10 protein-coding genes are annotated in these 13,115 nt (G+C 64.1%); 6 read left to right on the top strand and 4 right to left on the bottom strand.

The window, feature by feature from the left end:
- Positions 1-120 precede the first annotated feature (120 nt).
- The 4 genes from PV760_RS20580 to PV760_RS20595 form a co-directional block, all read right to left on the bottom strand.
- On the bottom strand, positions 121-936 hold the full coding sequence (locus PV760_RS20580; RefSeq protein WP_354628583.1) for an IclR family transcriptional regulator: 816 nt from the start codon (positions 934-936) through the stop codon (positions 121-123).
- Between the two features lie 87 nt (positions 937-1,023).
- On the bottom strand, positions 1,024-2,280 hold the full coding sequence (locus PV760_RS20585; RefSeq protein WP_018780314.1) for an aminopeptidase P family protein: 1,257 nt from the start codon (positions 2,278-2,280) through the stop codon (positions 1,024-1,026).
- Positions 2,281-2,308: 28 nt separating this feature from the next.
- Positions 2,309-3,697: an MFS transporter gene (locus PV760_RS20590; protein ID WP_354628584.1), complete on the bottom strand. Its 1,389-nt coding sequence runs from the start codon at positions 3,695-3,697 to the stop codon at positions 2,309-2,311.
- Between the two features lie 592 nt (positions 3,698-4,289).
- Positions 4,290-4,961, bottom strand: coding sequence for a GntR family transcriptional regulator (locus PV760_RS20595; RefSeq protein WP_018780316.1), 672 nt, complete (start codon positions 4,959-4,961; stop codon positions 4,290-4,292).
- 150 nt (positions 4,962-5,111) lie between these two features.
- Between PV760_RS20595 and glyA the strand changes: the two genes are divergently transcribed.
- Genes glyA through PV760_RS20625 form a run of 6 tightly spaced genes read left to right on the top strand, consistent with a single transcriptional unit; the run spans position 5,112 to position 13,113 of the window.
- Positions 5,112-6,455, top strand: a complete 1,344-nt coding sequence (glyA, locus tag PV760_RS20600) for a serine hydroxymethyltransferase (protein WP_227453592.1) — start codon at positions 5,112-5,114, stop codon at positions 6,453-6,455.
- Positions 6,452-7,672 carry a sarcosine oxidase subunit beta family protein gene (locus PV760_RS20605; protein ID WP_039243264.1) on the top strand — a complete coding sequence of 407 codons (1,221 nt, stop codon included), beginning with the start codon at positions 6,452-6,454 and terminating at the stop codon, positions 7,670-7,672. The genes glyA and PV760_RS20605 overlap by 4 nt, the downstream gene beginning before the upstream one ends.
- A 21-nt stretch (positions 7,673-7,693) precedes the next feature.
- The gene (locus PV760_RS20610) at positions 7,694-8,116 is read left to right on the top strand and encodes a sarcosine oxidase subunit delta (protein WP_354628585.1); all 423 of its coding nucleotides are present in this window, start codon (positions 7,694-7,696) and stop codon (positions 8,114-8,116) included.
- A gap of 2 nt (positions 8,117-8,118) precedes the next feature.
- Positions 8,119-11,064 (top strand): sarcosine oxidase subunit alpha family protein, encoded by a 2,946-nt coding sequence (locus PV760_RS20615; RefSeq protein ID WP_354628586.1) that lies wholly within the window; start codon positions 8,119-8,121, stop codon positions 11,062-11,064.
- Positions 11,057-11,710, top strand: a complete 654-nt coding sequence (locus PV760_RS20620; protein ID WP_039243270.1) for a sarcosine oxidase subunit gamma — start codon at positions 11,057-11,059, stop codon at positions 11,708-11,710. The genes PV760_RS20615 and PV760_RS20620 overlap by 8 nt, the downstream gene beginning before the upstream one ends.
- Positions 11,710-13,113, top strand: coding sequence for an L-serine ammonia-lyase (locus tag PV760_RS20625; RefSeq protein ID WP_018780322.1), 1,404 nt, complete (start codon positions 11,710-11,712; stop codon positions 13,111-13,113). Before PV760_RS20620 ends, PV760_RS20625 begins: the two co-directional genes overlap by 1 nt.
- The last annotated feature ends 2 nt before the right edge of the window (positions 13,114-13,115 follow it).

Here is a 13,115-nt window from a genome sequence, read left to right on the forward strand (position 1 = left end):
GCGCAGCCTTGGGGAACAACTTGACCATAAAACGCTCCATCAATCAGAGCGTTGCAACGACCCTATGACTTTGCCCGCGGCGGATTGTCATCAACTGCCAACTCGACGGCGGATGGGCAACTACCGCGGGGAGCGGCCACCCAGGCGTGAGGTGACCTTGGCCGCCGCTGCGGCGCAGGCTTCGCCAAGGCTGGCCAATGTGTCCTGTGAGACCCGGAATTTGGGGGCAGGAATCAAGACGGAGGCCACGATGTCGCCCCTGTGGTCGTAGACCGGCGAAGCAACCCCGACCTCTTCGATGGAGGTTTCGCCGAAGTTGGCGGCCCAGCCCCGTTTAGCGGCTTCTTCAAGCCGAGCCAGGTAACTTTCGACAGAAGCTTCGTCCAGGCCCGGCAGGGTGATGGAACCACTGCGCAGCAGGTTCCGCACCCTGTCCTTGTCTTCGTTGGCAAGGAACACCTGCACCGATGAACTCAATGCCTCGTTGTAGCGGGCTCCGAGCGGGGCCAGGTGTTTCACCTGGTGGCGGCTGGGGATCTGCTCCACGCACATGGACTCGACGCCGTTCCACACCATGAGAGCGCTCGTCTCGCCCGTGCGTTCGGTCAACTCCCGCAGTACGGGGTAGGCCACGCGTCGCTCTTCGAGTTCCGCCAGGAGGGGGCCCGCCATTGCGATCATCCCCAACCCCAAGCGGAACCTGCGCGAATCGACGTCGCGCTCTACCAGGTTTTCCTGCTCAAGCGTGGCCAGGATGCGAGAAACCGTACTCTTGTGCAGGCCGATCCGGCCCGCGATTTCGGTGACCCCCAGGAGCGGCTCGTCTGCAGTAAAGCTCCTCAGCACCGCGATGGCGTTGACGATGACGGACGTGCTCTTGCTGTCGCCGTTACCGTTGTTGCCGTCAGGAGTCTCGCTGGTTTCCGTGGGAGTCATGGGTTCACTATATTTCGCCGCGGCGGTCCGGAAGTTCCGGACCGGGGCCGGCGGACGCCGTGCACTGCGCCCGCCGGCCGTTGCACCCTAGGCTCCGATGATGTTGTACTCGGGGCCGAACGGGAACTTGGTGATGTTCTCCGCACCGTCCTCGCCGACCACCAGGATGTCGTGTTCCCGGTATCCGCCGGCACCCGGCTGGCCGTCCAGCACAGTGATCATGGGCTCCATCGAAACCACCATTCCGGGCTCGAGGACCGTGTCGATGTCCTCGCGCAGTTCAAGACCGGCTTCACGTCCGTAGTAGTGGCTGAGCACACCGAACGAGTGGCCGTAGCCGAAGGTCCGGTTCGCCAGGAGGCCGTGGCTGATGTAGATCTCGTTGAGCTCCGCAGCGATGTCCTTGCAGACAGCGCCCGGCTTGATGAGTTCCAGTCCGCGCTTGTGGACCTCAACGTTGATGTTCCACAGTTCCAGTGAGCGGGCATCCGGTTCGCCGTAGAACAGGGTGCGCTCCAGGGCGGTGTAGTAGCCGCTGGTCATCGGGAAGCAGTTCAGGGACAGGATGTCGTGTTCCTGGATCTTGCGGGTGGTGGCCCAGTTGTGGGCGCCGTCGGTGTTGATGCCCGACTGGAACCACACCCAGGTATCGCGGATTTCCGAGTCGGGGAAGGTCCGGGCAATCTCGTGGACCATGGCCTCGGTGCCGATCAGGGCAACCTCGTACTCCGTGATACCCGCAGTGATCGCGTTGCGGATGGCTTCGCCGCCCAGGTCGCCGATGCGCGCGCCGTGTTTGATGACAGCGATCTCTTCGTCGGACTTGATCATGCGCTGGCGCATGGCCGCCTGCGCAACGTCCACCAGCGTCGCGCCGGAGAACGCGGCCTGGATCTTGTTCCGGTTGTCCAAGGGCAGCGAGTCATCCTCGACGCCGATGCGGCGCGGGTTGATGCCGCGGGTCCGCAGGACTTCCTGGATGGCATGAATGTAGTTGTCGCGGCGCCAGTCCGTGTACACGAGGTTGTCGCCGTAGCTGCGGCGCCAAGGCATACCGGCGTCGATATTGGCCGTAATGGTGACCGTGTCATCCTTGGTGACCACCATGCCGTAGGACCGGCCGAAGTAGGTGAAGAGGAAATCGGAGTAGTACTTGATGGAGTGGTAGCTGGTGAGGACGACGGCGTCGAGGTCCTTCTCGGCCATGATCCTGCGGAGGCCAGCGAGGCGGCGTTCGAACTCAGCGTCGGAGAAGGTCAGCGAAACCTTTCCGCCGTTGTGAAGGACCTTGGTGCGCTCGAGTTTTGCGACATCGTTGACGGACTCGTTTTCGGTGATGGTCATGGTGGTTCCTTTCAATGGGTTGGTTTGACTAGTCCTGCTGCAGCGGCTTCTTTGACGTTTCTGCTGCGAAAAGGACTGCGATGAGGGAAACGAGGGCGGCGGCCACGAGGTACCAGCCGGGGGCCAGCTTGCTGTGGGTCATGCCGATCAGGAGTGTTGCCATGAACGGTGCGGTGCCGCCGAACAGGGCGTTGGAGAGGTTGAAGCTGACAGCAAAGCCGGTGTAGCGGACCTTCGTGGGGAAGAGTTCGGCGAGGAAACTGGGCAGGGTACCGTCGTTGAGGGTGAGCATCCCGCCCAGCAGGATCTGCACCAACACGATCACCAGGAAGTTGCGGGTGTCCAGGAGCATGAAGGCCGGGACGGTCAGCAGGACGAAGAGGACTGACGCCGTCATGAGCATGCGCTTGCGGCCGAATTTGTCGGAGGCAATACCGGTCAGGAAGATGAAGCCGATGTAGCTGGCCAGGGCAATGGTGGTGGCCAGGAACGATTCCGTGGCTCCGAAGCCCAGCTCTTCCGACAGGTATGTGGGCATGTAGCTGAGGATCACGTAGAAGCCGACGGCGTTGAGCAGCACCGCACCGGTGGCGATGATGAGCTGCTTCCGGTAGGTCCTGAACATGGCGAAGGCAGGTGCTTTGACTGCGGTGTCCTTCTCAGCCAGTTCACGGAATGCCGGCGTGTCCTCCAGCTTGGTCCGGATGTACCGACCAATCAGGCCCATGGGTGCCGCGAGCAGGAAGGGCAGGCGCCAGCCCCATTCGTTCAGCTGCTCTGTGGTGAGGATCGAACTCAGCAGGGCGGCCAGCAGGGATCCCAGCAGCAGTCCCGCTGCCGTACTTGCAGGCACGACGGCGGCATAGAGTCCGCGGCGATTGGCCGGTGCGTACTCCACCAGGAAGGCGGACGCGCCTGCATACTCGCCGGCGGCCGAGAAGCCTTGGACTACCCGGACCAGGAGGAGAAGGATGGGCGCCATGACGCCGATCGTGGCGTATCCCGGGATCAGGGCGATGCAGAAAGTCGCCACCGACATGAGGACGATCGAGAGGCTGAGTGCTTGCTTGCGGCCGAGCCTGTCTCCGATGTGGCCCCAAATGAAACCGCCGAGCGGCCTCACGAAGAAGCTGATGGCGAAGACTCCGAAGGTCGCGAGCAGGGCGGTTTGCCGGTCGGACTCAGGGAAGAAGACCGAGGAGATGATGCCGGCCAGATAGCCGTAGACGGCGTAATCGAACCATTCGACAAAGTTGCCGATGAAGCTGGCAGTGACAACCCGCCGTCGGGTGTCTTTGCTGACTGTGTTCTTGCTGGCTGTGTTCTTGCTGGCTGTGTTCTTGGGGCTGGGTGTGTGGTTGTGGCCGGAGGCGGGTGAGGTGCCTTGCTCGGCTGCCACAGAGGATTCATTGCTCATGTGTCCACCAAAATCATTGGGGTTGCATTCAACGCAACGCTGTTGCACCAGAGTATGTGTGCTGTGGATCACGGTCAAGGGGTGATTTGCAAAATCTCGAGCGACTTCTCTGGCGAAGTGCTGCGGAGCGTGGGGGCGAGGTCGAATTTGCCATTTGTTGCACTGGGTGATTTCAAGTTGCACTGAGCGTTGAAACTCGCCCAACCCTCCCTCACATTCCGCGCCCTTCAACCCAACGCTTCATCACACCCCGCACCCTTCACCCCACCCCTCCCTCAGCCGCACAAGAGGGAAAGCCCGACGTCGGCACCCAGCCTGGGTGCCGACGTCGGGCCTCGCGACTCACCGACAAGCGGGCAGCATCAGACTCCCGGCGATTTGGGTCAAACCCAGATCACACCCAGCTCAACCACGCGGAACGCGAGCAAGCGTCCACACCAAACACGCGGAATGTGAGCAAGCGTCGGAAAGGAAGCACGCGGAACGTGAGGAAGCGTCCACACCAAGCACGCGGAACGTGAGGAAGCGTCGGAAGGAAACACGCGGAACGTGAGCAAGCGTCCGCGCCAAGCACGCGGAACGTGAGTGAGGGTCAGAGGACCTTGCGGATGGTCTCTTCGAAGCTGACCACGTGATTCAGGGCCAGCTCGGCGGCGAGGTTTTCGTCGCCGTCGGCGATGGCGGTGAGGAGGTCGGCGTGCTCGGAGATGTGGCCGGAGACCGAGGGCATCTTCTCAAGCATGTGGCACCAGATGCGGGTTGCGAGGTTGTCGTACCTGATGAGGACGTCCTCGAGGTGCGCATTGGCCGAGGCTTTGTAGATGAGCCGGTGGACCTGGATGTCGTAGCGCATGAGTTCGGTCGAGGAAGCATCCTGCCCCTCGAGGTCCCGGATGGCGGCAGCTACGGCGCGGAGTTCGTCGCGCATTGCGGGGCTCGCCATGCGTGCGGCCTTGCGGGATGCCAGGGGCTCCAGGAGTTCGCGGATTTCGGAGACTTCAGCGAGTTGGGTGATGTCCACTCCGGTGGCGAATGTACCCCGCCGGGGGTAGGAAACCACAAGGTGGTCGCTCTCCAAGCGCTTAATGGCCTCGCGGACGGGGGTGCGGCCGATGCCGAGTTCGGCCGCGATCTGGCCGTCATTGATGGGATCGCCAGGCTTGATGTCCAGCATGATGAGCCTGTCACGCAGCAGCAGGTAGGCGTTCTCCGCGAGGGACGTACCCTGCGGAGCTGATTCCAGTGCTTCCAAAGCTGTGGTCATGGCTCTCTCCCGTTGTCGCAATCCCAGTCTGTCGGACGAGTTGCCGCAGACCTGTTGACGACCATGTGATCTTCAACATACTATGGCAACAGTTCTAATATATCAGTTGCCCAACAGTCGGCCACTAGACAATCGTCAAAGGAGAACACCATGGTTGAACCCCTGATCCGCCCGCTCGCACAGGCGGACCCGGAGGTTGATCAGGCGATCGCCCAGGAACTCATCCGCCAGCAGTCCACGCTGGAAATGATCGCCTCTGAAAACTTCGCCCCTACGGCTGTCATGGAAGCCCAAGGCTCAGTGCTGACCAACAAGTACGCCGAAGGCTACCCGGGCAAGCGCTACTACGGCGGCTGCGAACACGTTGATGTGATCGAACAGCTTGCCATCGACCGCCTGAAGTCCCTCTTTGGCGCCGGATTCGCCAATGTCCAGCCGCACTCCGGCGCGCAGGCCAACGCTTCGGCAATGCACGCCCTGATCAACGCAGGCGACACCATCATGGGCCTGAACCTCGCCCACGGCGGCCACCTGACCCACGGCATGCGCATCAACTTCTCCGGCAAGCTCTACAACGTGGTCCCCTACGGCGTCCGCGAGGACACCCACACCATCGACATGGCTGAGGTTGAGCGCCTCGCGCTTGAGAACAAGCCCCAGCTCATCGTCGCCGGCTGGTCCGCCTACTCCCGCCACGTAGACTTCGCCGAGTTCCGCCGCATCGCGGACCTGGTGGGCGCGTACCTCATGGTGGACATGGCCCACTTCGCCGGCCTGGTGGCAGCCGGGCTCCACCCGAGCCCCGTGCCGCACGCGCACATCGTCACCAGCACCACGCACAAGACCCTCGGCGGCCCGCGCGGCGGCGTGATCCTGACCAACGACGCCGACATCGCCAAGAAGGTCAACTCGGCTGTCTTCCCGGGCCAGCAAGGCGGCCCGCTGGAACACGTCATCGCCGCCAAGGCTGTGGCCTTCAAGATGGCTGCGGAACCGGAATTCCAGGAGCGCCAGGCCCGCGTGCTGGAAGGCTCCAAGATCCTGGCCCAGCGCCTCCTCCAGGACGACGTCGCCGCGGCCGGTATCTCCGTCGTCAGCGGCGGAACCGATGTTCACCTGGTCCTCGCCGACCTCCGCAACTCCGAACTCAACGGACAGCAGGCCGAGGACACCCTCCACCGGATCGGCATCACGGTCAACCGCAACGCCGTCCCGTTCGACCCCCGCCCGCCGATGGTCTCCTCCGGACTCCGCATCGGCACCCCGGCACTCGCGGCCCGCGGCTTCGGAGCCGAAGAGTTCACGGAGGTCTCGGACATTATTGCGACGGCGTTGATCGCCGCAGCGGCGACCGGCACCCTGGACGACTCGACCGCCGTCGAACTGCGCAACCGCGTGACCGCACTGGCAGACAAGCTGCCCCTCTACCCCAACCTTTCCACGGCCGGAAACGGCGCCGGAACCGAAGCAGAACTGATTGGAGCAGCCCAGTGAGTGCAGACCACCTCCCCGAGCACCCGGACTTCCTCTGGCGCAACCCGGATCCGAAGAAGAGCTACGACGCCGTGATCGTAGGCGGCGGTGGACACGGCCTGGCCACCGCGTACTTCCTGGCCAAGAACCACGGCATGACCAACATCGCCATCCTGGAAAAGGGCTGGCTGGCCGGTGGCAACATGGCGCGCAACACCACGATCATCCGTTCCAACTACCTCTGGGACGAGAGCGCTGCCATCTACGAGCACGCCCTCAAGCTCTGGGAAATCCTGCCCGAAGAGCTGGAGTACGACTTCCTGTTCAGCCAGCGCGGCGTCATGAACCTCGCCCACACTTTGGGCGATGTCCGCGAGAGCATGCGCCGCGTGGGTGCCAACCGGCTCAACGGCGTGGACGCTGAGTGGCTTGAACCGGACCAGGTCAAGGAACTCTGCCCCATCCTTAACACCAGCGACAACATCCGCTACCCGGTCATGGGCGCCACGTACCAGCCGCGTGCAGGCATTGCGAAGCACGACCACGTCGCCTGGGCCTTCGCCCGGAAGTGCGATGAACTCGGTGTGGACATCATCCAGAACTGCGAGGTCACCGGCTTCATCAAGGACGGCAACAAGGTCACCGGTGTCCAGACCACGCGCGGCACCATCAACACCGAAAAGGTGGGCCTCTGCGCTGCCGGCCACAGCTCCGTGCTGGCCGAAATGGCCGGTTTCCGCCTGCCGATCCAGTCGCACCCGTTGCAGGCCTTGGTGTCGGAACTGCACGAGCCTGTCCACCCCACGGTGGTCATGTCCAACCACGTCCACGTCTACGTCTCCCAGGCCCACAAGGGCGAACTGGTGATGGGCGCCGGCGTCGACTCCTACAACGGCTACGGCCAGCGCGGCTCGTTCCACGTGATCGAGGAGCAGATGGCAGCAGCTGTTGAGCTCTTCCCGATCTTCGCCCGGGCCCATGTGCTCCGCACCTGGGGCGGAATTGTGGACACCACACTGGATGCTTCGCCGATCGTCGGGCTCACCCCGGTAGAGAACATGTTCGTCAACTGTGGCTGGGGAACCGGTGGCTTCAAGGGAACCCCTGCTGCCGGCCTGACTTTCGCCCACACTATCGCCACGGGTGCTCCGCACCAGCTGAACAAGCCTTTCGCGCTGGAACGCTTCGAGACCGGTGCACTCATCGACGAACACGGCGCAGCAGCCGTGGCCCACTAGCCAGGACAGGACAGGAAAGACATGCTCCTCATTTCATGCCCCAACTGCGGGCCACGCGATGAAACCGAATTCCATTACGGCGGCCAGGCGCACATCGCCTACCCCGAAAACCCGAACGACCTCAGCGACCGCGAATGGGCCGAGTACCTGTTCTACCGCGAGAACACCAAGGGCACTTTCGCTGAACGCTGGGTGCACAGCACGGGCTGCCGGCAGTGGTTCAACATGCTCCGCGACACCGTGAGCTACGAAATCCACTCCATCTACGCAATGGGCCAACCCCGACCCGACATCACCGCGTCGAGCCCCAAGGCCGCACCGGAGAAGCCAGGCGAATTCACCCAGAGCGGCGCTTACGGCCAGGCCGGCGAACCAGGCCTCGCCCCCGGCACAGCCACTGCCCCCGGCACAGCCACCGCCCCCACCACCTCGGAAGGAGTCTGAAAGTGACCAGCAAGAACGCACGCCTCGCCACCGGCGGACGCATCGATCGCAGCATCGCTTGGCGCTTCACCGTGGACGGCCGGGAATTCACCGGCCACCCGGGTGACACCATCGCCTCCGCGCTGCTGGCCAACGGCCACATCAATGCAGGCAACTCCCTTTACGAGGACCGCCCCCGCGGCATCATGGCCGCCGGCGTGGAAGAGTCCAACGCCCTGGTGAAGATCGCTCCGCGCTTCCCCGGCCACGTTGCCGAATCCATGCTCCCTGCCACCGCGGTTTCGCTGGTGGACGGCATGAGCATCGAACTCCTTTCCGGCCTGGGCAAACTTGACCCCAACGAGGACAAGGCCGAGTACGACAAGAAGTACGTCCACACGGATGTCCTGGTGGTCGGCGGCGGTATCGCCGGATTGGCAGCAGCCCGCGAGGCTGTCCGCACCGGCGCCCGCGTCATCCTGATCGACGACCAGCCCGAACTCGGCGGCTCGCTGCTCTCCGGTTCCACCACGCCAGAGCTCGCCGAGCAGATCGAAGGCAAGCCGGCCCTCGAATGGGTTGCCGATGTTGAAGCTGAACTGGTTTCGGCAGCAGAGTGCACGGTGCTGAACCGCACCACCGCCTTCGGCTCCTACGACTCCAACTACTTCATCGCGGCCCAGAACCGCACGGACCACCTGAGCGTCCCGGCCGCATCAGGCGTCTCCCGCCAGCGTATTTGGCACATCCGTGCCAAGCAGGTTGTCCTGGCCCCCGGTGCCCACGAGCGTCCGTTGGTCTTCGAGAACAACGACCGCCCCGGCATCATGCTCGCCTCTGCTGCCCGCACCTACCTGAACCGCTACGCAGTGGCCGCCGGTTCGCGCGTCGTCATCAGCACCACCAACGACTCCGCTTACGCACTCGCCGCGGACCTTAAGGCAGCAGGCGTGGCGGTTGCCGCCGTCGTCGATGCCCGTCCGCAGATCAGCGCGAAAGCAGCCGCCGCCGTCGAGTCCGGTATCCGGGTCCTCATCGGCAGCGCCGTGGCCGACACGTCCGCGGATGAGAACGGCCGCCTGAACGGCGTCACCGTCCGAAGCATCAACGACGACGGCGAACTCACCTCGGGCGTCGAACAGTTGGCTGCCGATCTGCTCGCCGTTTCCGGCGGCTGGAGCCCGGTGGTCCACCTCCACAGCCAGCGCCAGGGCAAGCTGCGCTGGGACGACGAACTTGCCGCCTTCATCCCCGCAGCCCCGGTCCGTGACCAGCAGGTTGTCGGCGCAGGACGTGGCAGCTACGAATTGCAGGATTGCCTGGCTGAAGGAATCTCGGCCGGAGCAGCAGCATCAATTGCCGCCGGTTTCGAATCCGCAACCACCCCGGTGGAACTGCAGGCCCCTGTGGCAAGCGCACCGAGCCGCCAGCTGTGGCTGGTTCCCGGCCAGTCCGGTGAGCCCGGCGAATGGCACCACCACTTCGTCGATTTCCAGCGCGACCAGTCCGTGGCGGACGTCCTCCGGTCCACCGGGGCGGGCATGCGCTCGGTGGAGCACGTGAAGCGGTACACGTCCATCAGCACCGCCAACGATCAGGGCAAGACCTCCGGCGTCAACGCAATCGGCGTCATCGCCGCCGCGTTGAAGTTCGGCGGCGCGGAGAGCGTTCCGGGAGTCGGCGAAATCGGCACCACCGCCTACCGTGCGCCCTTCACGCCCGTGGCTTTCGCAGCCCTGGCCGGACGCCAGCGCGGCGAGCTCTTCGACCCCGCCCGGGTCACGTCCATCCACCCCTGGCACGTTGCCCAGGGCGCCCTGTTCGAAGACGTTGGACAGTGGAAGCGCCCCTGGTACTACCCGCAGGGCAGTGAAGACATGGATACGGCAGTCCTGCGCGAATGCGCGGCGGTCCGCGATTCCGTGGGCTTCATGGACGCCACCACACTGGGCAAGATCGAGATCCGCGGCAAGGACGCGGGCGAATTCCTGAACCGCGTCTACACCAACGCGTTCAAGAAGCTCGCTCCGGGTTCGGCCCGCTACGGCGTCATGTGCACCCTCGACGGCATGATCTTCGATGACGGCGTGACCCTCCGACTGGACGATGACCGCTACTTCATGACCACCACCACGGGCGGCGCAGCGAAGGTCCTCGACTGGCTGGAGGAATGGCACCAGACTGAATGGCCGGACCTTGACGTTGTTTTCACCTCCGTCACGGAGCAGTGGAGCACCATCGCCGTCGTCGGCCCGAAGTCCCGCGCCGTGCTCGCGAAGGTTGCACCGCAGCTGGCCGAAAACGGCGGCTTGGATGCCGAGGCTTTCCCGTTCATGACCTTCCGCGAGACCACGCTGGCCTCAGGAGTGCAGGCACGCGTTTGCCGCATCTCCTTCTCCGGCGAACTGGCCTACGAAATCAACGTGCCCTCCTGGTACGGACTCAACACCTGGGAAGCAGTCGCTGCCGCAGGTGCAGAGTTCCACATCACCCCGTACGGCACCGAAACCATGCACGTGCTCCGCGCCGAGAAGGGCTACCCGATCGTCGGGCAGGACACCGACGGCACGGTCACCCCGCAGGACGCCGGCATGGACTGGATCGTTTCCAAGGCCAAGGACTTCATCGGCAAACGTTCCTACCTCCGTGAGGACGCCAGCCGCGAGGACCGCAAGCACCTGGTGAGCGTCCTCCCTGTGGACCACGCGCTGCGGTTGCCCGAAGGCACGCAGCTGGTGGAGAAGGGCATCCCGGTCAACCCGGCAAACGGACCTGTCCCCATGGAGGGCTTCGTAACTTCCAGCTACCACAGCGCCGCCCTGGGCCGCTCCTTCGCCCTGGCGCTCATCCAGAACGGCCGCAACCGCATCGGCGAGACCCTCGTGGCCTCGCTGGGAGACCAATTGGTGGACGTGGTTGTTGGCGAAACCGTACTTTTCGATGCTGAAGGGACCCGCAAAGATGGCTGAAACAGCAACACCATCAGAAACCGTCAACCGCGTACGGGGCGCCCGCCGCAGCCCCGCCGAGCACCTGGCTGACGCCTTCACCTCCGGCTCGGTGCCGGGCACGGTGACGCTCACCGAAATCCCGTACCAGGCCATGGTGGGGATCCGGGTTGACCGGACGTCCGACGCCGGTGCCCGCGTTGCGTCCGTGACCGGCGGCTTGCCTGCCGCTTGCGGTGAGGTGACGGGCGCCGCTGTTGCGGACAAGGGCTCCGTCAACACCTTGTGGCTCGGGCCCACCGAGTTCCTGGTGGTCGCACCGGAAGAAGCCCACGACTCCCTCGGCGGTTCCCTGGTCAGCGACCTGACCACGGCCCTGGGAAGCGACGCCGGCCAGGTGGTGGATCTGTCCGCCAACCGCACCACGTTTGAGCTTACCGGCAGCCATGCCCGCGCAGTGCTGGAGAAGACGTGCTCGCTGGACCTTCACCCCCGGGTGTTCAAGGCCGGCACGGCTGTCTCCACCGAACTTGCCCACATCCCGGTGATGCTCTGGAAGACCTCGGATGAGAGCTACCGGATCTTTCCCCGGGCGTCCTTTGCCGACTTCCTGGGACGTTGGCTCCTGGATGCCATGCGTGAATACGCCTCTCCTGAGGTCCCGTAATGGCACTGAGTGTGCTTGATCTGTTTTCTGTGGGCATCGGGCCGTCATCGTCACACACGGTGGGCCCGATGCGTGCGGCGAAGCAGTTCACGGATGGTCTTGAATCATCCGGCCAGCTCCCGGCCACGGTGCGCGTCCAAGCTGAGCTTTTCGGCTCCCTGGGCGCCACCGGCCGGGGCCACGGTTCCGACAAGGCCGTGGTGCTTGGACTGCAGGGCCACTCCCCCGAAACTGTGGACACTGCCACAGCTGACGACCAGGTTGCCGCCGCCGCGCTCGACGCCGAACTACGCCTGGGCGGGAACCACCGAGTGGATTTCAACTGGGACGAGGACGTGGTCCTGCACCGCCGTAAGTCGCTTCCGGCCCACCCCAACGGCATGACGTTCCGCGCACTTGACCACACCGGGGCAGTGTTGCGGGAGCGCAGCTACTACTCCATCGGCGGCGGCTTCGTGGTGGACGGGGACGCCTCCGGGGCCGACAAAGTCGTAGCGGACGACACCGTGCTTCCGTACCCCTTCACCACTGCTGATGAACTGCTGGCCATTTGCGTGCGCGAAGGCAAGTCCATCTCGGACATCATGCTGGCCAACGAGCTCGTGTGGCGCTCGGAAGAAGAACTTCGCGAAAAGCTGCTGGGAATCTGGGCCGTCATGCAGGAATGCGTGGACAACGGCTGCTCCGCCGAGGGCATCCTGCCTGGAGGCTTGAAGGTCAGGCGACGGGCGCCGTCGTTGTTCAAGACGCTCGCGGCCACCGACGCCGCAAACAAGGCCGACGGGGCTGCATCCAATCCCTCGGACCCCCTCCTCGCCATGGAATGGGTGAACCTGTTCGCCCTGGCCGTGAATGAGGAGAACGCCGCGGGCGGCAGGATTGTCACCGCCCCCACCAACGGTGCGGCCGGTATTGTGCCTGCGGTGCTGCACTATTACACAAAGTTTGTTCCGGGAGCGAACGACGACGGTGTCGTGCGCTTCCTGCTCGCGGCGGCCGCCGTCGGGATCCTGTTCAAAATCAACGCATCCATTTCCGGCGCCGAAGTGGGCTGCCAAGGCGAGGTGGGTTCTGCCTGCTCCATGGCTGCTGCCGGGCTCTGCGAAGTCCTCGGCGGAACGCCGGAGCAGGTTGAAAACGCCGCTGAAGTGGGCATTGAGCACAACCTGGGCCTCACCTGCGACCCCGTGGGCGGACTGGTGCAGATCCCTTGCATCGAACGCAACGCGATTGCCAGCGTCAAGGCAATCAACGCCGCCCGCCTTGCCCTGCATGGCGACGGCAGCCACAAGGTATCGCTGGACAAGGCCATTAAGACCATGCGCGAGACAGGCGCGGACATGAAATCCAAGTACAAAGAGACCTCCCGTGGAGGCCTCGCCGTCAACGTAGTGGAGTGCTGACC

The sequence above is a fragment of the Paenarthrobacter sp. CC6 genome (assembly GCF_040560085.1).
Classification (GTDB): Bacteria; Actinomycetota; Actinomycetes; order Actinomycetales; family Micrococcaceae; genus Arthrobacter; species Arthrobacter nicotinovorans.

What these genes read in the sequence shown, in the direction of transcription:
- PV760_RS20580 (WP_354628583.1), bottom strand. Translation starts at nt 936, where the DNA reads ATGACTCCCACGGAAACCAGCGAGACTCCTGACGGCAACAACGGTAAC.
- PV760_RS20585 (WP_018780314.1), bottom strand. Translation starts at nt 2,280, where the DNA reads ATGACCATCACCGAAAACGAGTCCGTCAACGATGTCGCAAAACTCGAG.
- PV760_RS20590 (WP_354628584.1), bottom strand. Translation starts at nt 3,697, where the DNA reads ATGAGCAATGAATCCTCTGTGGCAGCCGAGCAAGGCACCTCACCCGCC.
- PV760_RS20595 (WP_018780316.1), bottom strand. Translation starts at nt 4,961, where the DNA reads ATGACCACAGCTTTGGAAGCACTGGAATCAGCTCCGCAGGGTACGTCC.
- glyA (WP_227453592.1), top strand. Translation starts at nt 5,112, where the DNA reads ATGGTTGAACCCCTGATCCGCCCGCTCGCACAGGCGGACCCGGAGGTT.
- PV760_RS20610 (WP_354628585.1), top strand. Translation starts at nt 7,694, where the DNA reads ATGCTCCTCATTTCATGCCCCAACTGCGGGCCACGCGATGAAACCGAA.
- PV760_RS20620 (WP_039243270.1), top strand. Translation starts at nt 11,057, where the DNA reads ATGGCTGAAACAGCAACACCATCAGAAACCGTCAACCGCGTACGGGGC.
- PV760_RS20625 (WP_018780322.1), top strand. Translation starts at nt 11,710, where the DNA reads ATGGCACTGAGTGTGCTTGATCTGTTTTCTGTGGGCATCGGGCCGTCA.